We start from the raw sequence: 24,485 nt of genomic DNA on the forward strand, positions 1-24,485 counted from the left end.
CTGCCCTAAAAAAAATCATGGGGATTTCCATGAGGAACACGCTCATCAGCCATTTCCGGGCCAAGAACGCCAGGCCGAACCGGCTGGGGGGCACGCGGACCAATTTCTGGCTGGCTGTCGCTAATTCCTGCACGGCTCCCATGGTAGGAGGTAGCGGCATCATGGTCCGCATTAACCATCCCCATGTGGCTATCCACATTTACGGGGGAACATTACCCCCAAGAAAGCCAAAATGTTGGCTATCCCGGTCACAGCAGAAGCCCACGGAAAAAGTCCCCGCGTCATTAAAGACCTACGGTCTGTCTGGTCCGGAGGCCGCCCGGTGGGGTTGGCTCTCGGACAAAAAATGTACTATGTATTCAAGCGAGGGCAACGCATCCCCAAAGACCCGCGGGCTTTGCCTCCCGACGACAAAGTACTGAAGGCAGTCAACAGTGCCGCCCGCATCTTTCTTCGCCGCCAGGGACGCCCCTGATTACCATTCAGGCCTCGGTGTCCAAGCTGACCCTCCGTCTGTGGCATAGTCAGGGCATGATGTTTTACGCCAACTTCTCCGCGTCCGGCCTGACGGATGACGATACGGACGACATTCAGTGGATGCCCCCCGGCGTCCAGACGGTTTCCCCACACACTCCGGAGGGCAAGGTCGTAACCGTGACCATCCTGGTTGACGAGGCCGCGGCAGCACGCGTGGAAGAATGCCGCGCCAGGTACCAGGCTGAATTTGACGCCGGGACGGGAGATGCACCTTATATTGATTTCCTGCATGCCGATGGCGAGGCATCCGCCTGGGTTAACCGCGTGTACTGGGGAGGGGATGACCCCAAGACGGGAGGCATCCGCCTGGTAGTCTCCTGGACCGATGAGGGGCGGGCCAAGAAGGGCAAGTCCCTCAAGCGTTTTTCTCCTTCTTTCGACCTCTCCGAGCCGGACGGCGACGGCATTTGCACCGTGACAGGTACTTCCGCCAACATGGGCGGTTTGGTCAACCGGGCCGCATTCAGAGCCATTCAATCCCTTTCTGCCTCCGCCCCTGCGGGCGGTGGTCCTGAAAACACAAAAACAGAAACGACAACCATGACCGACGAAGAAATCAAAGCTTTACAGGACGAAAACGCCACCCTGAAAAAGCAACTGGAAGAAACGCAGAAGATTGTTTCCGACATGCAGGCCAAGGCCGCGGAAGATTCCGTGGAAGCCGCCTGCGCGGAGGGGAAAATCTCGCCTGATATGAAAGCATCCTGGAAGGAAACCCTCCTGAAAAATCCGGATGCAAAAAAACTGCTGGCCTCCCTGCCTGTCAATCCTGTGTTCCAGGCGGCTTACAAGCCGGAGGACAACAAGGACGGCAATCCCCAGGGGCAAGCCCTGCTGGCCTCTTATGATGCCATTAAAGACCCTGCTGCACGAACAGCGTTTTTCGCGAAGCACCGGAAAGAATTGCTTTCTTCGAAGCACTAACAGCCCTGAAAATTCACTCACACACTATATATAATAGCTATGTCTACTACTATTGATATTAAACTGAACGATGACATCATCGTTACTGACGGCCTGGAAGCGTTCAAAGAATCCCTTGCGGCTCTCAACATGTTTTCCCGGAATTACTCCAAGGACGCGGCCAATCGCGGTGACACGTTGAAGGTGCCCTTGATTGGGTCTATTGAAGCGTCCGACAAAGAAAACGACTATGAAACCGACACGGGGACACTTGGGGCGGTATCGGTCTCGCTGGATGGCTATGCCAAAGCCACAGTTGGCTTGACGGACCGACAATTCCTGGAAAGCTCTGCTGCCGACCTGAAAATATGGGCCGGACAAATGGGGAATGCTGTGGCAGCCAAGGTCATCACGGATACGTTCGCGAAAATGACCAAAGCCAATTATCCCACGACATTAACGCCGACGGCGGGAATGTCGGTTGCCGACCTGCTCGTGCTGGCGCGGGAAAAGATGGGGACCCTGAAAGTGCCGAAGACCAACCGCACTTATTTCCCCTCTCCCTCCGCTTATACGGCCCTGTCTAAGGATTCTTCCGTTCAGGTTGCATCTGCGCTGGCTTACGGCGGCACGGAATACATTCGCGACGGGGTCATTCCCCGCCTGTTGGGTTTTGACCTTTTCGAATCTACTATTCTGCCGCCTTCGGCTGCTGCCCCTAACGGATTTGTGGTGCATCCTGCCGCCATGGCGGTTGCCACCCGTGCCGTGACTCCCAGCGAACCCAAAGCCTACCTCGAAACCAGAACGATCACGGACCCCGACACCGGAATTACCCTGTCCTATCGCCGCCATTACGCCGAGGGCAAGGGCAAGCACTTCTTGACCTTTGAATGTTTCTTCGGGTCTGCTGTCGGACTCAATGATGCTTTGATTCTGATGCCTGCTATCCCGGCTGGAGCATAAGAAAATTAACCCCGCATGAATTGCCCGGCGTGTCTGCCGATTTGCCAGCGCGCCGGGCCTATATCCTCCCATGAAAACACTCCTGACAGAATCCAACCTCCTGGCCTCCCTGACGGCCAGCCAGCTCGCCGACATCCGCAAGCAGGCCCCGGCAGGGGAAGACCCCGTGGCAGACAACATGCTCAGTGCGGCGGCCCTGGTGGATGGATATTGCCAGGGCCGCGAGGTTCCGGCCAATCTCATGACCAGATGGGCAAGGGATATCGCCGTGTTCGATCTGGTCAAGCTGCTGCACAAGACGACGGACGACCAGCGGACCGCCTATGATGCAGCACTTAAAGCCTTGCAGGAGGTTAGGGACGGCACGTTCCCTTTCCCCTCTTCCTGCGGCAAAAAATCCGGAGCCATTGCTTATGGCTCCAACCGTAAAATCATATGATTACAGACACACAATGGTTGCTCCGCGCCGTAACTGCGGAACTCGAACAAGCCGGAATCGCCCAATGCGTCACGGCTCCCAATGTCCTGACCTACGAGGCCGCCCTGGCGGACCTCAACCAATATCCGGCCAGCGTCATTTTCGTTCTTCCCGGTGCCCTCAACGTTTCCCACGATATTGAGGGAGGGATGCCCATCAAGGCGGACATTTCCCGCGAAGTGACCTTGTTCATCTCCGCCGCCGCTACTGGCGTTCCCGGCGGAGACATGGACACCGCCAACCACATGACTGACCGCGTGCTGCAGAAGCTCATGTGGAATTCCTTGGGTCAGGATGGCCTGGTCATCTGCAAGCCCCGAACCGCGGCCCCCCTGTCCATCGTCTGGGAAGACGCGCCGGGCCGGGCGGTCTGGACCATGACCGTGGAAGTCACGTCTTTTGAAACCGAATTCTAACCTCATACACTATATAATATATGGCTGAACAAAATTCCTACATCGTGCGCGGTAATGACATCTGCTTCGGGCTTGACGGCGTGACCGTCCCCTGGGGCGTTGTCACATCCGTCAAACGCAAGCCGTCCCGTTCCAGTGAAAAATTCGTTGGGGAATCCGGAAACACGGAATCCGTGGTCTACTGGGACCCGCAAGAGACCGTGACGCTGGATGTCATCCGCGGAGGCAAACAGGGTCAAAAAGCATCCTCCCTGCCTGTGCCCCAGATTGGGGACAAGGTAGAATTTGAAAGTAAAAACTATTACGTGGAAAATCTGGACGATTCCAGGGAGCGCACAGGCGCGCAGAAATACACGGTGGAACTGCTGCATCTGCCCTTCGTTAAGGACCCTGTCGAACCAGCCCAGGAACCAGCCCAGGCGGAGAATTCGGAAGAGACAGTCTAATTGCCGCCATGATTGCCGCCGTTGCCAATCTGTCCCTTGCCAGGGGGACTGCCTATGACGTCTCCCTCCTTATCCAGGACGCAGCAGGCGTTCCCCTGGACCTGTCCGCCGCCGACCTCGCCGCCACGCTCAAGACAGGGGAAACCGTAACCAGCCTGGATATGACCATTGCCGCTGATGGGGTCGTTCTGGTGCATATCCCCCCTCAAGGTCTGGGGATGTTGTCCTGGGAAGTCTGGTTGCAGGCTGCACCGGAAACGCCCAGGGAACGCATCCTATCCGGATTGGTGACGGTGGCGGAACGGATTGACCCTAGGGATGGCGGCAACCCGTCCACACACCGTATGATTGTGCGCCTTAGCGACGCCGTGACCGTGTCCGTTGACTCCGTTGATTTGGCGTGGTGGGCCTATGAGCAAGCAAGGTACATGGTTGAACAGGATTTGACCGGGCCACAAGGCCCCCAGGGGCCGAAGGGGGACGCCGGGGAACCGGGACCGCAAGGACTCCAAGGGCCGAAGGGAGAAACCGGGGAACCGGGGCCGCAAGGCCCCCAGGGGCCGAAGGGGGAAACCGGGGAACCGGGGCCGCAAGGCCCCCAGGGGCCGAAGGGGGACGCCGGGGAACCGGGGAAAGACGGATTGACCGAAGAACAGCTTAATGCGCGGTATGGCAGACTGGGAGCAAGTAATACATGGTCTGGTGCTCAATCCTTCCTGGGGGGGGTTACGGCAACAGGCGAAACAACTACTCTTGGTAATGTCATCACGGCTAATATCTCTGTCCAGCGTATTGACGTTGCTGGTCCGGCGTCTTTTTCTTGGGGCGTCACTCTGGCGCAGTCTTTGACGGTGGAGGGGCTGGCAACCCTAAAGGGTGGTCTGGGGGTTGGCGGGTCCATTGTCTGCTATGATGATTATGGCATTCAAGCGTCGACAATAACCGGGTTGTACATTAGTCCGGACGAGAGCGGGGTGGAATTAGGTCATAGCGGTGGGTCAGGATTTTGCCGTATCAAATATAATACTGCGGACAAGTATGTAGATATTTTACTCCCTATTCCCGGCTCTGCTCTTCGCCTTCCACGGCTGGCTCCCATTGATATAGATGGGGCATGTGCGGCTAGTACTTTTCAATTTGGTCCTAATAGCATCGGTTTTGACCCGGACAATCCAACCAGGGCGACGACAAGTGGGACATGGAATTTTGGCGGGGCTACTTTTTCCGGAGGGGTGACGATGGAGCAATCGCTAAATGTGGAGGGCGATATTTTTTGCAAGAGGCTTGTTCTAAACGATGGGCTTCTAATATTGTCGTCCATGGGCAGTGAGGCTCGTGTGTATGCAAATTCTGGCAAAATGGTCATTAGCAAAGCTAACGGCGTTAGGAACATTTGTATTGAATTTAAAGATGGCATTCCCCTTTCGACGTCTATCACTAAGACAAATGCCGGAAGTCTTGGCCTTACTGACAAATCACTGCTTAACAGGGCAGAGGGAGATGCCCGCTGGGCTCAAGTCCGAACGGACTTGACAGAGGAACAATATGCCGCCCTCCCCGAAAAAGGCGCGACTACTTTTTATATCACGTCCGATACAGGGAAAGTCTATATCGGCACTAGAGCACTTAACTAATTTAACGCTACACTATCATGTTAATACACATTATTTATGACCGTTCCCAAACGGAAGGCACCGCATTTGACCCCCTGAAAGGCACCATCAGATTTTTAGGCCCCAAGCCTGACGGTTGGAGTTATGGTGATGAAATGCCCCTTGTGGAGTTGCCAGAAGAACAGGCCCCTATCTATTTAGCCCTTGCCGGAGCTATCCAGGGCAAGGGAGAAAACTGGGCTGCAACGCAGGTATGGGCACGCAAGGCTGGCCCGGACAAGGTGTCTCTCCAGGTGGAGGCCCGGCAGGACGGCACCGGGGCAATCCGCACTTTTACACCTGATGATGACCCCTCCCTGCTGATTGAGGACTCTGCCGCTGTGGCGTTCTTCAATCACTTCATGACGGTATGATTTGCCATCCAGGCCGCAGTGGACAAGCTGAGGCCTGTTTTGTGCCATAGTCAATGCATGTCTAAGACCTCTACCAATATTGCCGCGGCCACTGCCGCCTTGTTCCCGGATGTTGTTAAGGATGCTTTTGCTAAGAGGCAATCCCTGACCATGCGGGATTTGCTGCTCCTTGAATCTGCTGGCGTGAATTTTGTCGCACTTGGCGGCCAGCCCTCCGCTTACGAAATAACCGCGTTCATGTGGTTGTTCGCGGACCGTGACGCCTTTGCCGCTGCCCTTGATGCCGGGACGTTTAAAGAGGACTTGCACGTATGGGCGGATAGCATTTCCCCTTCCATGCTACCTGCTGCTGGGCGCAGGATTGCGGATGTCATTAAGGCGTCCTTTGCCCCAGCGGAGGACGGGGAAAAAGAAGAAGGCGACGGGCCGCAAACCGTGAATTGTTCGGGTGTGGGCTGGTGGCTGACCCTGGTGGATTTGCTCTGCTCCGAGTATGGATGGAGCCTTGACGCCGTCCTGGATATCGCCGTGGCCCGCGCCCTGTGTCTAAGGGCTGCCATTGCCCAGCGCAATGGCGCGGATTCCGGAGGCCTTTCCTTTTTAGAGCTTCAACTTCTGAAAAACCTATCGTGAGCAACGGCGTAGAATATAATCTCCGGCTGAACAACTCCGGTTTTAACGGACCTTTGACCGAGGCCCGGTCGTCTCTTGGCGGGTTTAAGACGTTCAGCGTCGGGTCCATGGCTGTTGTCGGCGCGGCTGTGGCCGGGGCCGCGCTGGCCGTCAAAGGGCTTCATGCCGCCTGGACGGAGGCCAAGGCTGCCGTTGGTGAAGCCGCGGACCGGGAGACGATGCAGACTGCATTCATCCCGCTTCTTGGTTCGGCCAAGGCCGCCAAGGATCGCATGATGGAACTGGCGGATTTTGCCGCACACACACCCTTCCAGTTACCGGAGATTGCCGCAGCCTCGCGCACCCTGGAAACCCTGACAGATGGCGCGCTGTCCACGGGCCAGGGGCTAACGATGGTTGGCGACGTAGCCTCCGGTACTAACACGCCCTTTGAAGAGCTCGCCGTGACCATTGGCCGCCTGTATTCCGGATTGGATTCAGGCCGTCCCGTAGGGGAAGCTATGCAGCGTCTCCAGGAGGTTGGAGCCATCACTCCGGAGGTTCGGACCAAGCTGGAGAAGCTCCAGGCGGAGGGCAAGAAGGGGTCGGAGGTTTGGAGGGTGGCCGCGGAGGATTTGGCCCGCTTTTCCGGAGGGATGGAATTGCAGTCTCAAACGTGGAACGGCAAGCTTTCAACCCTGGGAGACGCCTGGTCCGAGGTCCGTGCCCAATTTGGAGAACCCATCATGGACGCACTCAAGCCTCTGCTGGACGACGGTATCAGCACTATCGAAAATATGGCGGTCAAGGCTCGTGAAATAGGGGAAACTATTGCTTATGCCATGCGATTCATGATCGAAGCGTTCAAACAGGGTGAGGCTTGGAATCTCGCCAAGCTGGGCTTGACTCTCGCTTTTCAGGAGAGCGTGAATTTTTTATGGCGCACCCTGATGGGAGCTTTCCAAGCTATCCCTCAATTTCTCATCCAAGCCTTCAAGACTGGCGTCATGGTCTTTGACATTTTGACGGATGCTGCTTTTTGGGGCATGGTAGGTAACGCTTTTGTCGGCGTCATGCGGACAGCCGTCAATGGTATCCTGGCGTTATTGTCGGAGGGTATCGCCAACTTGATTGAGTACATCCCCGGCATGGGGAAGCAAGCCGCCTGGATGCACGGTCTTTCCCGCGAGTTTGAAAAGGACGCTGACCAGGGTGCCGCTCAGGCGGGAGGGGCCGCCAAGTCATTTATTGATTCCTACGGCGACCGCATTCTTGGACAGGTTGTTGATAACTTTTCCGCCTTACAACACGCCTTTTCCGAAGGTTTTTCCAGCGCGGCGGATGTCATGGACACCTCCGGCATTAAAGCCGAGATGGCATCTATCAGCGACCGCATCACGGGAGCACTTGAAAAACAGGATGCGGCACGGACTGCCAAAGAAAAGGAAGATGCCGCCAAGGGTAAACCCCAGCGTCAAAAAACCGTAGATGATACCCCCAAAATTAAAGTCAGTTGGGAAACCGTGCTGGCTGGGTCTCTCGCCAAAGTTGGCGGTGGTGGATATGGCCGGATGATGCTCTCTGCTGAAAACGTGCCGCAAAAGCAACTCGCCGAGCAGAAAAAGACCAACGAACTACTCGACAAGCTGCTGCAGAAACAGGGCGGTGCCCTAGCTGTTTTAGGTTAATATGAACAATGACATTTTAGGTATCCCGTCAGGCGTGCTGACATGGTGGAAGCCGTCCCAATACAATGAGACTTATGACACCCAATCTCTCAAGGAGTATTTTAAGTGTCCTAAGGGTGAGGCTCGTTCATTAGTTCCACGCATCCATTCCATCAAGCAAGGATTACCCCTGACAGACATCAGCATCGAAACCCACGAAAGCAACAAGATTGATTTTGTTACTTTGACTTATTCAGCCACGCGGGAAGAGCCGCCTGACCCGGACAATCCGGATAATCCTGATGACCCCACTTTTGAATTTGACGGCCGGGAAAGTGAAATCACCGTGGCCCTGGTCGACGAACCGATCACGCAATGCAAACTTTACAAGGGGGAAGTGGATGCCCTGGACAACACCACCCTGAAAGACCTGTGCGCCCTGATGGGAGGTCAGTTGTCTGATGAAAAAGGCGTCAGCTTGACAGATAAGCTTAACGGCAAAGTGCCTCCCTCCCTACTTTCTAAAATTTTGCGCGGGCAGACCCACTACAAGGCTGCCTATACCCAGTGTCGTCTGACCATCCCCAGCAAGGTGGATATTTCCGATTCCGGGAAAATTAGTTCCCGTGCTGGATTGCCCAACTTGCCGGAGGGTCAGGTCTGGCTTTGCGCGGGTGGGGGTGTTACTCGCCGCAACGGCAAGACGGTCACGCAAATTACCTACATTGGCGGCAATTGGGATTCAGAAATCTACGGAAAATAGCCTTATGTATCAACTCCCCCACAAGGTTAAGGGCACTGTTCTGACGGCGGCCAATTGGAATAACAGTGTCGATGCCATCCAGGACGCGCTAAACAGGTCGTCCGATTTTCAGACGATGCTTCCTTCTGTCCCTAATTCTGGACGCTGGACAGGCGGGCGGTATGCAGACAACAAGGGCGGCTTTTCCTTACGCTCCATGACCAAGGAGGGGCAAACCTGGACGGCCTATTTCAATCCTGGTAGGATTCTGGAGGTCCACGCGGGTGGTACACGGATCATCATTCCCAGGATAAACAGCGTCAAGATGGACGTTGTCCCTTATCCTTCCTTAAAAGCTGAAAAAAACAAAAAGGTCTATCTTGATTTGGTGTGGGGAGACAGTAGCCACGACTGTATCACATCCGCCACTATTTCCACGAGAGATTCACAGCCCGGAGGACGGTTTGTGCGGTTGGTCTTGGGTAAGTTCGTTGGTGCCAATTCCGGGTCTGGGGCGTCTATTGATGACATCACGTATGAGTCTTACTTGACCGGGTGCATTACTTACGCCAATGGCTCCCGTAACGAGGGGTGGCGTGTGCTGGCCGTGGCTAATAAGGACGGTGGCCCGTCCGCCGCATACTTGCGGCGCGGCAACATTTATGCGTTCGGCAAGCTTGTTTCGGAGGCCTCGGCAAATTGGGAAATTGCTCCTGCCAAGGAGGGGGACATCTGGCTCAATGTCAAATGTGATGGGGACGGTAATTATAAAAGTTTTTCCTTGGCAACTTCCAAGGGCGAGGAAACCCCGCTTAGAGCGGACGGCTTGGACAAGGACGGGGAAAAACAAAAAAGCGTTTCCTATAGCTTCAAGTTGGCGACGATCAGCACGTGCGCGGAGCCTTTCCAGGATGACGGCAACCCCGCCTCGTTCGTCAATGTGCGCCAGTTCATCCTGGGTTCCGTGTTCTGTGAGCTTGCCAAGAGCGACGTGCAGGAGGCCAAGCCGGAAGACGGCAACGAAGGATTCCGCGTCAAAGTCGAAAAAGACGACACTGGCAAAATTACGGCGGTAAAAGTCCGGCCCGGCCACGTTTACTTCCAGGGGCGTTTCTGCACGTCCGCATTGGAGGGAGACGCTGACGGCTGGGTTACTCATTCCGCCACTTCCGGGGCCGTTTGGCTTGTCGTGCAATTTGACGTGTGGGGCGTTTTCGAGGGTGCGTGGCTGGCCCCGGAACAACCGAGCACGGCCACACTGACGCCGTTTATCCTGTCCACGGAGGCAACGGGCATCCGCGGGCAATACGCCTTTCATCTGGCTGATGTGGCGGCTGACGGTTCCGTTAAGCAGTATGCGCTGGGGGCCGTCTACTGCATTTTTGACGCCGCCACGTTTTTCGCTCCTGGCCCCGCCGAGTAAGATTTATGACTACTATATATATACCTACCTATGCGGGCAACGGCCCGGAGGCCGTGGAGTGTGTAGCGTGTGCCAGTCGGACGTTCCCGGAGGCGCGCGTCATTGTCGCTGATGATTCCAACTCACCCATGCCGGAGCAGTACCGGGACGCCTGTTCTTATGGTGCGGACATTGTCACGACGGATTTTGACCGCGGGCGCAACCTCAACGGCCCGGAGGCCGTCAGGGGGATTCTTGCGCTTTTGTCCAATGAGGCGGCGGATGATGATATTGTCCTCAAGGTTGACCCGGATACGGCCCTTATTGGCCGCTCCTGGCTTCAGCCCATGCTGACCAATCCGGAGATTCCTTTTTCCGCATGCGGGGACGAGCGGCAAGCCGCCTACGGTTGTTGCTACGCCCTCCGGGGCCATATCGCCAGGGAGCTTTCCGCCATCATGCAGGACGCCCCGCTTTCTCCTATTTGTCCGGAGGATATTACGATAGGCCGCTACATCCTGGACCACTACGACGGTAGCAAGATGTACTACCCGTGGACGCCGGAGCGGTGGGACGGCCTGTTTACCGCATGGCGGTGGGGATGCGGGGGCAAGGCCCAAGCAACCACCTACGCCCGACGCTATGACGTGGTCACGACGGGCAACCCCTGTTATTCCCCGTTTCCTTCCCTTGCCCGCGCGACGGTCATGTCCAACCTCCGCCGGGCCGCCGCGGACCTTCCGCCAACCCTTCGCCGCTACTGATTCATGACTTCCTTTCACGATCCTTCCTCCGCGGTTCTTGCCGGGTGCAGGGACATTCCCCAGGCCCCCGGCCCGGAAAAGGGCGTCCTGGCCTTGCTGGTCATGGACCCGGCGACTTACATGCCCCAGGCCGTCACGTTCGGCGTGACGGAGGATTTTTTCTACATCCCGGCCCACCAGTTACTGTGGCGGTTGTTCCTCGCCCGGTACAACGCCAATTTGCCCCTGGATATTATTTCCATAACGCAAGCTCTTGCGGACATGCGCCAGTTGGACGCCGTGGGGGGAGCGCAGGCTTGGCGGACATTTACACGTTCACCACCACCGGGGCCTATTTTGAGCATTATCTCCGCGCCCTGCGCGATAAGTCCCTCTTGCGGTCCATTATTGACGCTTCCACCAAGTCCATGACGCAGGCCTTCGACAATCCGGAGGACGTGGCGGCCCTCCTGGATGCCGTGGAGACTCATATCTTTCAAATCCGGGAGCGGGCCAAGAATCACGCGGACGGCCAAAGTCTGGCTTCCATCGTCAAGGAGGCCGTCACCAACTTTGAACAGTTCATTGCCAGCAAGGGGCAGATTCAGGGGCTTTCCACTGGGTTTGACCAACTGGACCGCAAGAGCAACGGCCTCAAGCCTGGGGACATGTTCGTCATTGCGGCCCGGCCTTCCATGGGGAAGACTTCTTTTCTTCTTAATATCGTAGAGCATATCGCCCTGAACAAGAAGAAGCCAACCTTGCTTTTCTCGTGCGAAATGCCCGCCGTGCAGATTGCGGAGCGTCTTCTTTTCGCCCGTTCCGGCGTCCGCCGCGGGGAGATTGTCCGGCGCGGTACTCTCACCCAGTTGGAAATGCAGCATTTCAAGCGGGCCGTATCGGACCTTGGGGCGGCCCAGCTGGTCATTGACGATACAGCGGCCATTTCCATCAACGAGCTACGGGCCAAGGCCCGCCGCGTCATGCGGGACCTGGGGGGCCTTGCCGCGATTGGCGTAGACTACTTGCAACTGATGCGGTCCACGTCTAAGCAAGCCGCCAACAGCCGGGAACGCGAAGTCGCGGAAATCTCCGCGGGACTGAAAGCCCTGGCGAAGGAACTCAAGGTTCCGGTCATCGTCCTGGCCCAGCTTAACCGGGGACCGGAAACGCGCACCGGAAATAGCGTGGGGATTCCCCGCATGTCTGACCTGCGCGAGTCCGGTTCCATTGAGCAGGACGCGGACATGATAGGCTTGCTTTACCGTTCTGACTACTACGCGGACGACGAGGCCCAGCGGCAACAACTGGCAGGACAGGCCAGCCTTCACCTCGCCAAAAACCGCAACGGCCCCACCGGGGACATACCGCTCCACTTTGAAGCGGAACTCATGCGCTTCTCCACCCGTGAGCCGTCCCCTTCCACCAAGCAGTGACACGTGTCACAACACGCTCCTGACCCTTTCAAATTTTCCGGGTTGACCCTTTCGGATAATTACCGTTTCACCCTTTCGCCTATTTATGCTTGGTCACATCAGCGTGCTCCACAACAGGGCGCTGACCGTTCTTTCCTCCCCGGTGGCGCTTCCCGTGCCTGCGGATGCCTGGACCGGAACGGGGGAAATGACTTGCGAACTTTGGGTCAGGCCGGATGGGGACGCCGCCTCCGGCGCTATTCTTTCCCTGGGGGCTTCCACGCTCTCCCTGAACGGAGGCCGTCTGCATCTGGAATCCGGGAATGCGGAAACTCCCGCCTCCGTGGAGGCTTCCGGCCAGCCCTTCGCCGCCGGAACCTGGCACCATGTGGCCGTGGCCCTGGGAACGGAAAACGTCAGCCTGTATGTGGACGGAACATTGGCGGGAACCGCTCCTGCCGCGCCTTACCTGGCCTCCATGAAAAACGGCTGGACAGGCCTGGTGCTGGCTGCGCAGTTCAAGGGCGCCCGGGACGAACTGCGGTTCTGGAATGCGGAGCTGGGGACCGGAGCGGACGACTTTTTCCTGACGGGGCCGCTGCCCATGGCCCACCCCAGGTATGGCCGCCTGGTGGGGCTGTGGCGGCTGGACGGAGACTTCCGGGACGCCAAGTGGACGGAATTCGCGGATAAAACGGGCAGCTCCTTCACCCGCCCGTACCAGGCGGTGACGCCGTCCGGCACGGAATTCTCCATCGTCACGGACAACGCCGCCTTCCGCTACATGTTGGTGACCGGATACGTCCGCGAAAGCCATATCATGTGGAACTGGCCGTCCCGGCCCCACATGATCAATAACTCGGATATCATTTACATCGGCGCCGCTTCCGCCGCCGCCAATGGGGACATCAGCTTTTCCTACCCGGACAACGACGTGACGGAAAGCCGGGGCGTGCAGCTTCTCCCCGCTGACGGCGCGCGGACGAACGTTCTGGAATTCACCGGAGAAGACGCTTATATGAACGTGGGCAACGGACTGCTGGCGGGCAGCAATGCCAACGCGTTCACGATTGAAGTGAACCTGGCTCTATCCGCCGGGGAGCAGAACGTCACCCTGTTTGAAAACGACAGCGTGTCCATGACGCTGGCGTGGGCGGACGGCCATTACAAGGCGCGCCTGCAGGCGGGCTCCACGGCTGCCTGGGAGGCGGACCTGCCCGCCGTAGCCCTTCATGAATACTTCTGGCTGGCCTTCATCCGCAATTCCACGGCGGGGACGGGCATCTTTTACGTCAACGGTTCCCCCTGCAGACGGCAGCGGTCGCCGCCGGGGAAATGAACGGCACGCCGAATGCCGTCGTGGGCCGGAACCTGAAGGGGAAAATAGACGACATGCGCGTGTGGCATCTGGCCCGGCCCGTCAACCGTTTGGGCACGGAAGTACAGCCCAACTGGAATGACCGTCTCATCGTGGCTCACTGGGGGAACAGCGACGTCTTCGGCCGTGATACCGCCTCCTGGGCGGAACATGTCCGCACGCTGCGCAGCATGACGGAAGGGGTGGGAGGCATGCGCATCCGCCTGGGCATTGCCGGAGGCGCGTGGAGCGCCATGCTGCCGGCTGCCGCCGCCCGCCAGAGGTTTGCGGACGGCATCAGGGACCTGTTGAAAAAATATCCGCTGGACGGCGTGGACCTGGACTTTGAATGGCTGTACCAGGGGGATGGAAAGTGGACCAACTACGGGCAACTGGCCCAGGCCATCCGGGAGACGAATCCGGACATGTTCTTTTCCATCTCCCTGCATACCGTCGCCTACTGGTTCCCCGCCGCGTACATGCAGTATGTGGACTACTTCACCTTCCAGAACTACGGGCCGGCCATTGACGTGAATACTTATAACAGCATGGTTTCCGCCTGCGGAAAATTCCGGAATCAGGGCTTTCCGGACAACAAAATCATCCTGAGCGCCCCATTCCAGGGAACGCCCGGAACCGCCGGGCTGCCTGACGGCAAAAAGCCGGGGGACTACATCAAGGGCTACAGGGACATAGCCGCCAACTGTCCGGAAGCGGACAACCCCGATCATGACACGGCCGTTTATTCCTATTCCGGCCTCAATCTGACGCTCCATTACAACGGCGTCACCACCGTCAAAAAGAAAGCCAAATACATCAGCGACCAGAAGCTGGCCGGCTTCATGTACTGGGACATGGGGCTGGACGTGGCGGACGCTTCCGGAAGCAATAACTACTTTGACCGCCATTCCCTCCTGCGCGCCGCCAACCGCTACGTGTCTTCCACGTCGTTTCCCGTCACGGCTTCACCGTTCGGCTTGTCCCGGGTGGGGGCGTCCGTTCCCGCCGCAGGAGGGGCGGTGGATGTGGAAATTCAAATGGAAGAGGAAGCCCTGGGCTGGGTGGTGGCGGACTCCCCGGAATGGATTTCCGTTTCCGCCGCTTCCGGCATCGGCCGGACCACGGTCATCCTGACGGCGTCGGAAAACAAATCTGCCGCCGGACGGTCCGGAACGGTGGTGTTCCGCGCTTCCGACAAGCAGGAATGCGCCGTCACCGTCACGCAGGCCGGGGCTGACCTGGCGGGCTATGACAAGTGGGTGCAGGACTCCTTCCCGCCGGACGCCACGGCGGACCGGACGGCTGCGGATGCCGCTCCCGCCGGGGACGGCGTCACCAACCTGATGAAATACGCCACGGGCCTGGACCCGCTGAAACCCTGCGGAAGCGTGACGAAGGTATCCGTGGAAGAAGGCGTTGAAGGAAGCAGGCATCTGGTGTTGCGGTGGCCGGTAAATCCTCAGGCGGCGGAGGTAAAGCATGAAGTGGAAGTCTCCCCGGACCTGGTTAACTGGACTTCCCTGGGGGAAGTGGAAACCGCCGGAAAAACGTCTGCCGAATTCCGGGATGCGGAGCCCGTGCAGGACAGCGCCATGAAGCGGCGCTTCCTGCGCCTGAAAGTGACACGGGAAAACTTCAGCAGCCCTCCTTGTGGAGGTGCCTTTCCGCCCCTGCTTACGCCTTGGAAAGCAAAATCCGTCCCGGCACGGCATGGCCGGAACAGGGAGCGCCATATACCCATGCGGGCGGCCCGAACAGCCACGCATGGCAGAATGCACGAACCTTGAATGGGCCTCCTCATCTTAAAAACAGGGAATGTCCCGTTGAAGAATCGCGCTCGCTTTCCTCACCTCATTCCCAGCCGGCCGCAGAGGCCTGCGGCGCTCCCTGCTCCCGCAAACCCATTCCGGGGCATTCACCGGGCAAAGGCGCAGCCTATTTCCCCGCCTTCTTCTTAATCTTTTCCTTCACCCGCTCCACATTGGCGCGGGCGTCTTCATTCCCCAGCTCCGCCGCCTGTTCATACCACTTCCTGGCTTCCGCCAGGTCCTTGGCCACGCCCGTTCCGCGTTCGTACATGGAGCCCAGGTTGTTCATGGACTTGGCGTCGTCCTGTTCCGCTCCCTTAATGTAAAACTGGTAGGCCAGAGCCATATCCTGCGGAGTGCCGAGCCCTTCCTCATGCAGGTAGCCGAGCAGGAAATACATGCCGGGCACGGCATGCGTCTGGTTCTGTTCCAGCTTGGTCAGGATGTCCATCGCCGTTTTCGGGTCCGGCTCCATATCCTCTCCCTTGATGAGCAGGCGCGCCTTTTCCACCAGGGCTTCCGGGTCTTTGGTTGCGGCGGCTTTCAGCACATAATCCTTGTGAAGCTCCTTGTTCGGCTGCACGCCGATCCCCTGCTCGTAATACCGGGCCAGCCTCTTGAGGCCGCGCACGTCCTCCTTCTTCACCAGCGCGGTGGCCGCCGTCATGGCGGAGGCCAGCAGCTGCTGCCGTTCCGCAGGGTCCTGCACGTTCCCGGCCACGGTTTCATAATAATTGGCCAATTCGTCCAGGGCGGTCAGGCTGCCGAGTTCCACGGCCTGTTCCCAGAACTTCACGGCTTCCGGATTGATGGTTTTCGGGGCAGGGGCCTGGCGTTCCCTGCCGGACGGCGTCATCCGGGGGGACGGCTCCGGCGTCCGTCAGCGTATCTTCCGCGTTATCCTTCTGCCCCGGCTTGCGGAGCCACGGCGGGGTGTTTCCTTCCTCGCTATTCAAGCTCAGCTTGACCTGCTGGTAGGCGGAATGGGAGGTATTCCGGCTGGCGTTCTGCGCCGCCGTTTCCGCCGTATCCTGGGGATAGGCCGCCTGGTTGGCGAGGAAGAGCAGGGAGGGAATGTGGCCCCGTGCCGCCAGGCCGTGCATCATGGCGCTGTAAGGCTGAAGGTTTTCATTATTGGAGCTCCACATGTCCGCCGCGTCCACATGGCCCTTCAGGGCCCCCCGGAACATCCAGGAATCCCCTTCCGCCATGCGTTTTTCCAAGCCGAATTCGTAAATAAGGGCGCGGCCCAGCACGTACATGCCGCAGGGATCCCCCTGTCCGGCGGAAAGCCGGGCCCAGGCCAGGGCTTCCGGATAGCCGGATTCCTCGCTCCTGTAGCTGAACAGCATCAGGTAGGCCAGGTCCGCCTGGCTGCGGGCGTCCCCTTCCTGAGCTTTTTTGCGGAGGCTGGCGGTCAGCTCCTCCCACTGTTCCGGCGTGACGTATTCGGAAATGCCTCTCAGCGTAATGAAGTCCCCGGAGGCGGCTTTCGCCAGGCAGTCGTTCAGCAGCGTTCTGGCGGGTTCCGCGGCCGGCTTGTCCATCAAATCCGGGTTTTCCATCTGGGCCAGGCGCAGCTTGGCCAGGGGATGTCCTTCTTCCGCCGCCTGCTTGTACCACGTGCGCATGTTCTCCTGCGCTTCATGGGCTTTGCCTATGGAATCCATGGTATTGGCCAGTTCCTCCTTCCACAGCTCGCCCAGCTGGACGCTGGAATCCGCGTCTCCAAGCTGGGAGGCCAGCTCCAGCTCCTTGTGCGTTTTGGCATAGGGGGAAGCTGGTTGAGCTTTTTCTGGGGAAGGGAAAGCGGTTCCTTCAGGAAGGGCATGCCCCGTTCGTCATGAAGGGCCAGCAGGTCCAGGGCGGCCTTGCGCAGCTCCTGCTCCTGCGGTGGCTTCGCTTCGGAAACCAACTGGGCGTACCAGGCATAGGCATTATTGCTGCCCAGCTTGCGGGCCTGGTCAAACAGGGTCTGGAGCAGGTAGCCGTCCACGGTTCCCCTTTTCTCCTTCATGCAGCCGGAGAGGTCGCCCAGCAGGGTTTCCAAATCTCCCCTGGAGCGCAATTCCGCCAGAAGCTTTCCGGACTGCTCCGCGGCAGTACCCTTCGTCATCTCCGCCAGCAGGCGCATGGCTGCCGCGTGTCCCTTCTCCGCGGCCTGGGAAAGGGGCTGGACGGCCATGTTCCGCCACTCCCTGCCGTCCGGATCGTTGCCGGAGGGTCCCCCGCCCAGGGAAAGGGCCAGTTCCCCCATCCGGGCCAGAAGAACCGGTTTGGCGTTTTTCCGGTGCTTCTCCAGGGACTCAAGCACCTTGCCGGGGTCTTCCTTCAGCCAGTCCACCCTGATAAAGGCGAGCTGGGCAAGCGCGTCCTGGTCGCCGGAGGCGGCTTTCTTTTCCAGAGGGGCGAGGTAGCGCTTCAACTCGGCTTCCGGCAGGTCCGTAACGGTGTACAGCGCCGTGACGGCGTCCAGGTCTCCCTTCTCGGCCAGCTTGCGGCAGGCGTCCAGCCATTCCGCGTGCTCCGGCTGCATGGACTGCGCCTTGAAAATCCCGAAAATCCCGTAGGGGTCCGTCATCATGAGCTTGGGAGCCGGATGACCGGATTTGGCGGCCGCTTCACGGAAGAAATGCTGCATGTGCTCCAGGCAGGCCAGCGGCAGGTCCCCCCGGTTCAGGTAATAAAGCCCCATCCAGTACTCCCCGGCCAGCATGTTGGCCCGGAAGTCTCCCGCGGCAGCCTTGCCGAGCAATTCCCCGTACGTCCAGCCGCCGTCCATGGGCAGCTGGGAAAGGTCCCGGACCGGGACTTGCTCCACCTGCACGGGTGGATTTGCCCCTGCCTGGGACGGAACGTCCTGGGCATGAACCGGAACGGAAAAAATAAAGGGAATAAGCAGAAGACGGGCACGCATGGATCAACTCTTTTCTAACAGGAAAAACCTCTGCCCTACAAGCGTTTTTCACGTGCCTGAATGTTTAATTATTGATGATGTCACGTTCTTTTTTTAAAGAAGACAAATGAAGCTGTGACGGGAGGCTCCGGGCACGTGTGCGGCAGCTCCCAAGGCAAAGGATAATGATAGCCGGGAAAGGCGGAATGGACAAAGTAAACAAGGGATATTAAGCCTCCCCTGTGCCCCTTCCGTCCATCCGGTCCATCCAGTCCATCCAGTCCGGATTATTTAAAAAAGAGCCCCGGGAGGATGCGCCTCACTAAACCTCCCGCAGTTTTTCCGGGTATTCCTCCAGCAGCGCGCGCAGCTGGCGGCGGTCCAGTTTTCCCATCACCGTCAGGGGAATGGGCGTTTCCATGACGGCCCGGATGCGCTGGGGGCCGGGAGCAGCTGCATTCCATTCGCGGCACGCTCGTTCCAGCGGCACAGCGGCGGGACCGCAGGCGACCAGCTCCATTCCGGCCCGCGGGTGCGGAACGGCCTCCACTACCGCCTCCGGAACACGGCGGCGCAGCGCGTCCTGGACGGCGTCCGGGTCCACTAGTTCCCCCAGGACTTTGACGAGCCTGTCCGCCCGGCGCAGGAAGGTCAGCAGACGCCCCTCCAGGCGCACCAGGTCGCGGGTACTCCACCACTCCTGCGGCTCCACCCGTTCCAGCAGAAAACCTCCATGAGGCTGCGTCATCAGGCGGCCGCACAGCTTGCCTTCCCCCTGGAAGCGCAGGAGGCCGTCCTCATCCGTCTTTGCCTCCCAGTGGGGCAGCAGGGAAAGGCAGTCCGTGTGGTACGGATCGCCGGGGAAAGCCGTGGCAAGCTGGGAGCCGGACTCCGTCATGCCGTAGCTCTGCACCACGGGCCAGCCGAGGGCGCGGGCTTTCCTGCCCGTCTCCATGTCCAGCGCCCCCCTCCTACGATGATGCATCCGGCGGTGGAAGGCGCGCGGAGGCGCAGATTGACCAGGTCCACCACCTGCGTGGGAACCAGGGAGGACCAGCAGGCCCCGGAGCTTTTCATCAGGTCCGCATAGGCCTGGGGATTCCACCTGCCGTGAAGCGCATGGACGGCGGTCCCGGCCAGGGCCGCGCGCAGGTAAATCATGGCGCCCCCCACGTGCCAGACGGGCAGGGGGCAGCACCAGTCCCCGCATTCCGCGTGCAGGTGTTCCAGGGCTCCGCGCGCGCAGACGTCCAGGGCGCGCCGGGTGAATAAAATGGCTTTGGGCGGCGAACCGGAAGAACCGGACGTGGCAAAGGCCGTGACCCCATCCATGCCCCGGCGGGAAAGGAAGGCGGCGGCCTCTTCCGCCCAATCCCTCAAATGGGGGCGCCATCACGCAGGGGCCGTTGTCCCGGTCCCAGGGCAGGGGTGTTCCGGAGGCGGACATGGCGGCGGCAGGCTACCGGAGGGCTTTTCTGCGCAGGGTGTGCCAGCGTTCCTCCATGCGGGGCTTCAAATGATGCTCAATCCAGGCATAGGCCGCTTCCAGGCCTCCTGCCTTGAAGGTGCGGCCTATTTCCGCTTCCACGCCTGTGGCGTTGCCGGTGCGGCGCAGGAAATCATTGCTGGTGAATTCGATGAAAAGCTTTCCGTTGATCGCTCCTTCCTCCGCCAGAATCCATTCCCTGACGTACAGCGCCAGAATGGCGTCCCCTACCCATGCCTCCACGCGGAGGCGTTCTTCTGTGGCCTTGTCCATATGATGGTTCATGAAAATCTGGCAATGGCGGTTTTCCCTCCCAGCGGATCCTTGATGGGCGGCGGGGGCACACCGGGAGCCTGGTTCCCGGCGGGGGAGGCCGGCTGGCGGTTTTCCCGCGGAAGCTCCGGCAGGTTGTCCGTGGGGGTGGATGCGGGCGCGCCGGGCGCCGGGGGATTCTCCTTGCGGTCCTGCGGCGCAGGGGCGGCTCCCGGCGTAAGGGGCACGTCCAGCACCCTGTCCTGGGCCGCGCGGCGGTTGACCGCATCCTTGGCCTCCAGGGATTTGCGGAGCGCCGTCTCCGATTCCGAATTCCAGTACCCGGAATCCAGTTCAATGTAAATGTTGGAATAGGGGAGGGATGTCTTGGTCTTGATGACCAGCACGTTGAACTGCTTGGCGGCGTCTTCGATCAGGGAATTGATCGTGCGGCTCATCAATTCAAAATGCTGGCGTCCCGGAAGCATTTTATTGATATTATTGCGGTAGCGCTTGATGCCGGGGGCGTAATCCTCCGTAACGCTGCGCAATTCCGAGCTGATCATGATGCGGGGCACCACGTGGGCTTCCTCCTCCAGCATGTTCAGCACGTCCAGAAGCACTTCATCGGACGTCTTGTCGGAGACCATGGTCTTGATGCCGGCTCCCGTATAGGCCGGGAAGGAGGACTCCGCAATGACAATCCAGTTTCTGGCTCCCACGATCGCCAGGTTTTTATATAACTGGTCCTTCCATTCCCGCTCTGCCGGGTTGGCGTCCTGGCAGCCGCTGAGCAGGCTGATGATACATACGGGCAGGATGAGGGGGAGTCGGGTCATGGGAGGGACCCCGCCTTGCGGGGCTGGAAAATGGGCTAGAATTTATGGGACCGGGGTTCGCGGCAGGCGCTGGGGCAGCGGCCCTGTTCCGTGGCGAACGGCGCTCCCTGGGTGGGGGCCGCCTCCGTAAAGGCGACGCCCGGCAGTTCAGTAGGTACGCCCTGAACGGGGAAATCCTTTCGCAGGGGGAAATAAGGATAGCCTTCCCACATCAAAATGCGGCGCAAATCCGGGTGGCCGGAGAACTTGATGCCCATCAGGTCCCATACTTCACGCTCGTGCCAGTTGGCGGACTGGAAGATTTCCGTGACGCTGGGCACTTCCTCTCCGTCGTCCACCTTCGTCTTGAGGCTCAGGTTCACGCCCGTTTCCGCCTGCGTCAGCGTATAATTGACTTCAAAGCGGGGGCTTTCCCCCATGTTGTCCACGGAGCAGAGGTTCACCATCATGTCAAATCCGGCGGAATCCCGCAGCCAGCGGACTACGTCCGCCACGGCATGGCGCGCGACGGTCAGCGTGATGTCGCCCCGGAACTCGTAGCGGTCCGTGATGACGTCTTTCCCAAAGCGGTTCTGGGCGTTGTCTGCGGCGGTCTTGATCTGTGATTCTAGAGAAGGCATGGAGAAGAAATGGTAAAAGATGGAACGGAGTAAAACGGTCGGAAAAGGTTTATTCGAGAGGCATTTCCGTCTCGACCGGCACGGGGGCGTTGGCTTCGCGCGGTTCCTCCTTCTTGAAGAACGTGCGTGCGGGCTGCTGGGTATCCAGCTTCTTGCGGAGGGTAAGCAGGGCTTCCAGGATGGCCTCCGGGCGGGGAGGGCAGCCGGAAATGTAAACGTCCACGGGAATAATCTTGTCCACGCCCTGGAGCACGGAATAGGAGCGGAACATGCCGCCGGTGGAGGCGCACGCGCCCATGGCGATGCACCACTTGGGCTCCGGCATCTGGTCCCAGATGCGGCGGACGGCCAGGGCCATCTTGTAGGTGACGGTGCCGGCCACGATCATCACGTCCGCCTGGCGGGGGAAAAGCGCGTTACTTCCGAACCGAAGCGGGAAAGGTCATACCGGGAGCAGGCCACGGCCATGAACTCGATGGCGCAGCAGGAAAGTCCCATCGGCATGGGCCAGAGGGAATTTTTACGAATCCAGTTGATGGCGGCGTCCAGGGTGGTGTAGACAAAATTGCCTTCCGCGTTGGAGTCCAGTACTCCTGTTTCGTAAACATTCGGTTCGTTCGTGGTGACCATGATAACAGATGATTCTTGCTGAAGCCAGATTAGCGAGATGCCTTCAACTCTCAAGCCTTAATTTGGTTCAGCCATGATTTTCTGCGGCCTGTTCCGGCCCTGTTTTCCGGGTGCCCCGGAGCGGGGATGAATAAACCCGCACAGGGTTTCCCCCGTGCGGGTTTTTATCCAACTATATTACCTATGAAACTCAGAACTCCCCATAATGGGTGGCGGTCTCTCTACCTCCCGCCGCCCGGTTTGTTACTGATGCAGGTTAGAGTCCCGGGTGGGGGCTTGCGTTCAAAAAGGAGAAAATTTTATGACAGGCCCATGGAAGGAAATACAGGATGCTTTGAGAATGAATGCATCATGTTTTTACTGCCCTGAAAGTGGAAATAGAGGGTAGACCCGGTTTCCCTGCAATGTTGGCGTGAAGGGTGCTTTTGGGAAGGAGGGAGGATGCTTTATCCTCGGTTATCCCTGTGCCGGGAGGAGCGGATGACAAGGTGCGCGACTAGCCAGAGGCTGAGGGCAATAGTGGCTAAAAGAGCCGGCATGCTTTCCGTGATGTCTCCTAACAACAGCACGGCCAGGTCCGCTCCCAGAAGAAGGATGCCCATGAAACGCCAGTACGGGGATTCCCCGTCATGTCTGGCGCGCGGGGAAAACTCTGCTCGAAGGGACGGGATATCCAGCAGAAAGGAAAGAAGGTCAAACATGGTTTTGTGAAAGGAGTTGGAAGGAGGAAGTTGGTGGATGAGCTTTGTTATCGGAAGGCCGGGATGTTATGGACTAACTTATTTACAAGGGCCGGGAGGCCCTTGTTCCCAAAAGCGCGGTCATGATAGGAAATCCGGGATGGGACAATTCCAATGACATGCATGAGAAGCGGTCGCCTGGGAACGAAGGCCTCCCGGCCTTCGTATCTAAACTTCCCCTAGGCATAACCACGGCAATTTTATTTATAGTCATGATTCCGGAGGGATTGGACAATAATATAAGCGATCAGCCAAAAGGCAAAGACCATGCCGAGAACAAGAGCCGCCATGCTGTTCATATGTATCCATAAGAGCAGAGATTCCATGACGATTGCCAGGAGAATAATACCCGTCCATTGACGCCTCCGGGATTGTTCGTCATCCCTGCCACTCCCGGGAGGTCCAATCAATGAGGATAAAATATCTTTCAAAAAATCGGAAAGATCGAACATAGGGGCACACAGGAAGTTTAACGATGCAAATTCGGGAAAGGAATGACGAACATTACAGCCGTTCCTGGATCAGCACGTGGAAATGGCCTCCTGCGCCGTGTTCGTCCGTCAGGAAGGCGTCCTGCGGCGTGTTCTCCGCGTAGGGGAGCAGGTAATCCCGCTGGGTCATCAGGGTGACCGTATCCCCCAGGCAGTTGCGGGAAAGCTCCAGAAGGTCCGTAAAATTCACGTCGCAGGTCAGGTCCGTGAGGCCGGGGTGCCGGTACAGTTCCTCCCCGGTCAGCACCTGGTGGCTTTTATACCCGCGCAGGGAACCCTGGGGGCGGCGGTAGTAAAGCCGCTCCATTTCGTCCCCGTAGTCGATGACCGTCATGACGCCCATGTTCCAGAGGGGCAGCCACCCGGTGAACCAGCGCGCGTAGGAATCGTGAATCTCCAGACGCTGCCCCGGCTGGGAATCATATTCCAGCATGTGGGAAAAAAGCGGCTGTTGACGGACGGGGCGCAGTTCCTCCCGCACGGCTCCGTCCTTTACGGTAAGCCCCACTTCCCGCCAGCCCTCTTCCGTGTACTCAAACACGCGGGCCGGGAAGGCGTCCACCAGCTCGTTGGAGAAAATGAAGGCTTTTCCGCCGCAGTGCTTCAGCGCCTTTTCCATGGTGGAGTAAATCTTGGCCTGGCTCCCCAGCAGAAGGTGCTGGAATTCGCGCAGCCGGGAGGGACTCCACAATCACGTAATCCGTATTCAGGCGGTTCCAGAAGCCCAGCTGTTCCAGGACCTTGACGGCCAGGGCTCCGGAACCGGCGCCTATCTCCAGCAGGGGCAGCCGCCTGCCGCAGCGGGCGCAGGCCTCCTTCCAGCGTGCGGCGACGGCCTTTGCCAGAATGGGGGACAGCGTGGGGGTGGTGGAAAAATCCCCGCGGCTCCCGATGTTCTCAATGGCGGTGGAGTAATACCCCTCCTGCGGGTGGTGCAGGGCCAGCTGCATGAAGGCTTCCAGGGAAAGCCAGCCGCCGGCGGCCGCGATGTGGTCGGAAAGGCGTATCATGCG

General features: G+C 58.8%; 29 protein-coding genes and 1 pseudogene. 16 read left to right on the forward strand and 14 right to left on the reverse strand.

Annotation, left to right across the window (positions count from 1 at the left end; genetic code table 11):
- Positions 1-492: 492 nt before the first annotated feature.
- The 5 genes from PVA48_RS12285 (at position 493) to PVA48_RS12305 (ending at position 3,746) form a co-directional block, all read left to right on the forward strand.
- Positions 493-1,461: a hypothetical protein gene (locus tag PVA48_RS12285; protein ID WP_102726892.1), complete on the forward strand. Its 969-nt coding sequence runs from the start codon at positions 493-495 to the stop codon at positions 1,459-1,461.
- Positions 1,462-1,500: 39 nt separating this feature from the next.
- Positions 1,501-2,406 carry a hypothetical protein gene (locus PVA48_RS12290; protein ID WP_102726891.1) on the forward strand — a complete coding sequence of 302 codons (906 nt, stop codon included), beginning with the start codon at positions 1,501-1,503 and terminating at the stop codon, positions 2,404-2,406.
- Between the two features lie 70 nt (positions 2,407-2,476).
- Positions 2,477-2,845, forward strand: a complete 369-nt coding sequence (locus PVA48_RS12295; RefSeq protein ID WP_102726890.1) for a phage protein Gp36 family protein — start codon at positions 2,477-2,479, stop codon at positions 2,843-2,845.
- Entirely contained in the window at positions 2,842-3,300 is a 459-nt protein-coding gene (locus tag PVA48_RS12300; protein ID WP_102726889.1) for a hypothetical protein, read from the forward strand. The genes PVA48_RS12295 and PVA48_RS12300 overlap by 4 nt, the downstream gene beginning before the upstream one ends.
- Before the next feature lie 20 nt (positions 3,301-3,320).
- Positions 3,321-3,746 carry a hypothetical protein gene (locus PVA48_RS12305; RefSeq protein WP_102726888.1) on the forward strand — a complete coding sequence of 142 codons (426 nt, stop codon included), beginning with the start codon at positions 3,321-3,323 and terminating at the stop codon, positions 3,744-3,746.
- On the opposite strand, the gene PVA48_RS12310 is transcribed toward PVA48_RS12305, so the two are convergent.
- Complete coding sequence (locus PVA48_RS12310) at positions 3,743-3,955, reverse strand: hypothetical protein (RefSeq protein WP_423231824.1); 213 nt, start codon at positions 3,953-3,955, stop codon at positions 3,743-3,745. The genes PVA48_RS12305 and PVA48_RS12310 overlap by 4 nt on opposite strands.
- A 432-nt stretch (positions 3,956-4,387) precedes the next feature.
- On the opposite strand from PVA48_RS12310, the gene PVA48_RS12315 reads away from it, so the two are divergent.
- The 11 genes from PVA48_RS12315 to PVA48_RS12365 all read left to right on the forward strand — a co-directional run bounded on the left by PVA48_RS12315 (position 4,388) and on the right by PVA48_RS12365 (position 15,497).
- Complete coding sequence (locus PVA48_RS12315) at positions 4,388-5,380, forward strand: hypothetical protein (protein WP_330019957.1); 993 nt, start codon at positions 4,388-4,390, stop codon at positions 5,378-5,380.
- A gap of 17 nt (positions 5,381-5,397) precedes the next feature.
- Positions 5,398-5,772: a hypothetical protein gene (locus PVA48_RS12320; protein WP_102726886.1), complete on the forward strand. Its 375-nt coding sequence runs from the start codon at positions 5,398-5,400 to the stop codon at positions 5,770-5,772.
- An 18-nt stretch (positions 5,773-5,790) separates the two neighbouring features.
- Positions 5,791-6,405, forward strand: coding sequence for a hypothetical protein (locus tag PVA48_RS12325; RefSeq protein ID WP_423231825.1), 615 nt, complete (start codon positions 5,791-5,793; stop codon positions 6,403-6,405).
- Positions 6,402-8,072 carry a hypothetical protein gene (locus PVA48_RS12330; RefSeq protein WP_102726883.1) on the forward strand — a complete coding sequence of 557 codons (1,671 nt, stop codon included), beginning with the start codon at positions 6,402-6,404 and terminating at the stop codon, positions 8,070-8,072. Before PVA48_RS12325 ends, PVA48_RS12330 begins: the two co-directional genes overlap by 4 nt.
- Before the next feature lies 1 nt (position 8,073).
- Positions 8,074-8,814, forward strand: coding sequence for a hypothetical protein (locus tag PVA48_RS12335; protein ID WP_102726882.1), 741 nt, complete (start codon positions 8,074-8,076; stop codon positions 8,812-8,814).
- 4 nt (positions 8,815-8,818) lie between these two features.
- Positions 8,819-10,216: a hypothetical protein gene (locus tag PVA48_RS12340; RefSeq protein ID WP_102726881.1), complete on the forward strand. Its 1,398-nt coding sequence runs from the start codon at positions 8,819-8,821 to the stop codon at positions 10,214-10,216.
- Positions 10,217-10,221: 5 nt separating this feature from the next.
- Positions 10,222-10,959: a glycosyltransferase family 2 protein gene (locus tag PVA48_RS12345; RefSeq protein WP_146019235.1), complete on the forward strand. Its 738-nt coding sequence runs from the start codon at positions 10,222-10,224 to the stop codon at positions 10,957-10,959.
- A gap of 102 nt (positions 10,960-11,061) precedes the next feature.
- Positions 11,062-11,370: a DnaB-like helicase N-terminal domain-containing protein gene (locus tag PVA48_RS12350; RefSeq protein ID WP_423232529.1), complete on the forward strand. Its 309-nt coding sequence runs from the start codon at positions 11,062-11,064 to the stop codon at positions 11,368-11,370.
- Positions 11,256-12,374: a replicative DNA helicase gene (locus tag PVA48_RS12355; protein ID WP_330019949.1), complete on the forward strand. Its 1,119-nt coding sequence runs from the start codon at positions 11,256-11,258 to the stop codon at positions 12,372-12,374. Before PVA48_RS12350 ends, PVA48_RS12355 begins: the two co-directional genes overlap by 115 nt.
- Positions 12,375-12,459: 85 nt before the next feature.
- A complete protein-coding gene (locus tag PVA48_RS12360) occupies positions 12,460-13,692 on the forward strand; it encodes a LamG domain-containing protein (RefSeq protein ID WP_423231826.1) in 1,233 nt (410 codons plus the stop codon).
- Entirely contained in the window at positions 13,689-15,497 is a 1,809-nt protein-coding gene (locus PVA48_RS12365; RefSeq protein ID WP_423231827.1) for a glycosyl hydrolase family 18 protein, read from the forward strand. The genes PVA48_RS12360 and PVA48_RS12365 overlap by 4 nt, the downstream gene beginning before the upstream one ends.
- A 148-nt stretch (positions 15,498-15,645) precedes the next feature.
- Here the strand turns inward: PVA48_RS12365 and PVA48_RS12370 are convergent, their stop codons facing one another.
- From PVA48_RS12370 to PVA48_RS12430, 13 genes and pseudogenes are all read right to left on the reverse strand, one after another.
- Positions 15,646-16,314 (reverse strand): tetratricopeptide repeat protein, encoded by a 669-nt coding sequence (locus PVA48_RS12370; protein WP_423231828.1) that lies wholly within the window; start codon positions 16,312-16,314, stop codon positions 15,646-15,648.
- Positions 16,244-17,188, reverse strand: a complete 945-nt coding sequence (locus tag PVA48_RS12375; protein ID WP_423231829.1) for a hypothetical protein — start codon at positions 17,186-17,188, stop codon at positions 16,244-16,246. The genes PVA48_RS12370 and PVA48_RS12375 overlap by 71 nt, the downstream gene beginning before the upstream one ends.
- A complete protein-coding gene (locus tag PVA48_RS12380; protein WP_423231830.1) occupies positions 17,176-18,435 on the reverse strand; it encodes a hypothetical protein in 1,260 nt (419 codons plus the stop codon). The genes PVA48_RS12375 and PVA48_RS12380 overlap by 13 nt, the downstream gene beginning before the upstream one ends.
- Before the next feature lie 301 nt (positions 18,436-18,736).
- Complete coding sequence (locus PVA48_RS12385) at positions 18,737-19,369, reverse strand: hypothetical protein (RefSeq protein ID WP_423231831.1); 633 nt, start codon at positions 19,367-19,369, stop codon at positions 18,737-18,739.
- Complete coding sequence (locus PVA48_RS12390; protein WP_423231832.1) at positions 19,309-19,746, reverse strand: AMP-binding protein; 438 nt, start codon at positions 19,744-19,746, stop codon at positions 19,309-19,311. The genes PVA48_RS12385 and PVA48_RS12390 overlap by 61 nt, the downstream gene beginning before the upstream one ends.
- A 127-nt stretch (positions 19,747-19,873) precedes the next feature.
- Positions 19,874-20,173 carry a hypothetical protein gene (locus PVA48_RS12395; RefSeq protein WP_102727091.1) on the reverse strand — a complete coding sequence of 100 codons (300 nt, stop codon included), beginning with the start codon at positions 20,171-20,173 and terminating at the stop codon, positions 19,874-19,876.
- An 8-nt stretch (positions 20,174-20,181) separates the two neighbouring features.
- Positions 20,182-20,991 (reverse strand): hypothetical protein, encoded by an 810-nt coding sequence (locus PVA48_RS12400; protein WP_022397388.1) that lies wholly within the window; start codon positions 20,989-20,991, stop codon positions 20,182-20,184.
- 35 nt (positions 20,992-21,026) lie between these two features.
- Complete coding sequence (locus tag PVA48_RS12405) at positions 21,027-21,611, reverse strand: NADH-quinone oxidoreductase subunit C (protein ID WP_022397387.1); 585 nt, start codon at positions 21,609-21,611, stop codon at positions 21,027-21,029.
- Between the two features lie 49 nt (positions 21,612-21,660).
- Positions 21,661-22,241: pseudogene (gene nuoB / locus PVA48_RS12410) on the reverse strand (NADH-quinone oxidoreductase subunit NuoB).
- 446 nt (positions 22,242-22,687) lie between these two features.
- On the reverse strand, positions 22,688-22,942 hold the full coding sequence (locus PVA48_RS12415; protein WP_102721505.1) for a hypothetical protein: 255 nt from the start codon (positions 22,940-22,942) through the stop codon (positions 22,688-22,690).
- A 239-nt stretch (positions 22,943-23,181) separates the two neighbouring features.
- Entirely contained in the window at positions 23,182-23,433 is a 252-nt protein-coding gene (locus tag PVA48_RS12420) for a hypothetical protein (protein WP_102721506.1), read from the reverse strand.
- Positions 23,434-23,485: 52 nt separating this feature from the next.
- Entirely contained in the window at positions 23,486-24,091 is a 606-nt protein-coding gene (locus PVA48_RS12425) for an SAM-dependent methyltransferase (RefSeq protein ID WP_309557161.1), read from the reverse strand.
- Complete coding sequence (locus PVA48_RS12430; protein ID WP_423231833.1) at positions 24,006-24,482, reverse strand: hypothetical protein; 477 nt, start codon at positions 24,480-24,482, stop codon at positions 24,006-24,008. The genes PVA48_RS12425 and PVA48_RS12430 overlap by 86 nt, the downstream gene beginning before the upstream one ends.
- Positions 24,483-24,485: the final 3 nt, after the last annotated feature.

The organism is Akkermansia sp. JRP_AM1 (genome assembly GCF_049262625.1).
Lineage (GTDB): Bacteria > Verrucomicrobiota > Verrucomicrobiia > Verrucomicrobiales > Akkermansiaceae > Akkermansia > Akkermansia massiliensis.

What these genes read in the sequence shown, in the direction of transcription:
- PVA48_RS12300 (WP_102726889.1), top strand. Translation starts at nt 2,842, where the DNA reads ATGATTACAGACACACAATGGTTGCTCCGCGCCGTAACTGCGGAACTC.
- PVA48_RS12430 (WP_423231833.1), bottom strand. Translation starts at nt 24,482, where the DNA reads ATGATACGCCTTTCCGACCACATCGCGGCCGCCGGCGGCTGGCTTTCC.
- PVA48_RS12360 (WP_423231826.1), top strand. Translation starts at nt 12,460, where the DNA reads ATGCTTGGTCACATCAGCGTGCTCCACAACAGGGCGCTGACCGTTCTT.
- PVA48_RS12425 (WP_309557161.1), bottom strand. Translation starts at nt 24,091, where the DNA reads ATGGAAAAGGCGCTGAAGCACTGCGGCGGAAAAGCCTTCATTTTCTCC.
- PVA48_RS12290 (WP_102726891.1), top strand. Translation starts at nt 1,501, where the DNA reads ATGTCTACTACTATTGATATTAAACTGAACGATGACATCATCGTTACT.
- PVA48_RS12365 (WP_423231827.1), top strand. Translation starts at nt 13,689, where the DNA reads ATGAACGGCACGCCGAATGCCGTCGTGGGCCGGAACCTGAAGGGGAAA.
- PVA48_RS12395 (WP_102727091.1), bottom strand. Translation starts at nt 20,173, where the DNA reads ATGGACAAGGCCACAGAAGAACGCCTCCGCGTGGAGGCATGGGTAGGG.
- PVA48_RS12335 (WP_102726882.1), top strand. Translation starts at nt 8,074, where the DNA reads ATGAACAATGACATTTTAGGTATCCCGTCAGGCGTGCTGACATGGTGG.
- PVA48_RS12320 (WP_102726886.1), top strand. Translation starts at nt 5,398, where the DNA reads ATGTTAATACACATTATTTATGACCGTTCCCAAACGGAAGGCACCGCA.
- PVA48_RS12345 (WP_146019235.1), top strand. Translation starts at nt 10,222, where the DNA reads ATGACTACTATATATATACCTACCTATGCGGGCAACGGCCCGGAGGCC.
- PVA48_RS12295 (WP_102726890.1), top strand. Translation starts at nt 2,477, where the DNA reads ATGAAAACACTCCTGACAGAATCCAACCTCCTGGCCTCCCTGACGGCC.
- PVA48_RS12390 (WP_423231832.1), bottom strand. Translation starts at nt 19,746, where the DNA reads ATGGATGGGGTCACGGCCTTTGCCACGTCCGGTTCTTCCGGTTCGCCG.
- PVA48_RS12405 (WP_022397387.1), bottom strand. Translation starts at nt 21,611, where the DNA reads ATGCCTTCTCTAGAATCACAGATCAAGACCGCCGCAGACAACGCCCAG.
- PVA48_RS12385 (WP_423231831.1), bottom strand. Translation starts at nt 19,369, where the DNA reads ATGGAGACGGGCAGGAAAGCCCGCGCCCTCGGCTGGCCCGTGGTGCAG.
- PVA48_RS12305 (WP_102726888.1), top strand. Translation starts at nt 3,321, where the DNA reads ATGGCTGAACAAAATTCCTACATCGTGCGCGGTAATGACATCTGCTTC.
- PVA48_RS12375 (WP_423231829.1), bottom strand. Translation starts at nt 17,188, where the DNA reads ATGGATTCCATAGGCAAAGCCCATGAAGCGCAGGAGAACATGCGCACG.
- PVA48_RS12400 (WP_022397388.1), bottom strand. Translation starts at nt 20,991, where the DNA reads ATGACCCGACTCCCCCTCATCCTGCCCGTATGTATCATCAGCCTGCTC.
- PVA48_RS12420 (WP_102721506.1), bottom strand. Translation starts at nt 23,433, where the DNA reads ATGTTCGATCTTTCCGATTTTTTGAAAGATATTTTATCCTCATTGATT.
- PVA48_RS12415 (WP_102721505.1), bottom strand. Translation starts at nt 22,942, where the DNA reads ATGTTTGACCTTCTTTCCTTTCTGCTGGATATCCCGTCCCTTCGAGCA.
- PVA48_RS12350 (WP_423232529.1), top strand. Translation starts at nt 11,062, where the DNA reads ATGGACCCGGCGACTTACATGCCCCAGGCCGTCACGTTCGGCGTGACG.
- PVA48_RS12380 (WP_423231830.1), bottom strand. Translation starts at nt 18,435, where the DNA reads ATGCGTGCCCGTCTTCTGCTTATTCCCTTTATTTTTTCCGTTCCGGTT.
- PVA48_RS12340 (WP_102726881.1), top strand. Translation starts at nt 8,819, where the DNA reads ATGTATCAACTCCCCCACAAGGTTAAGGGCACTGTTCTGACGGCGGCC.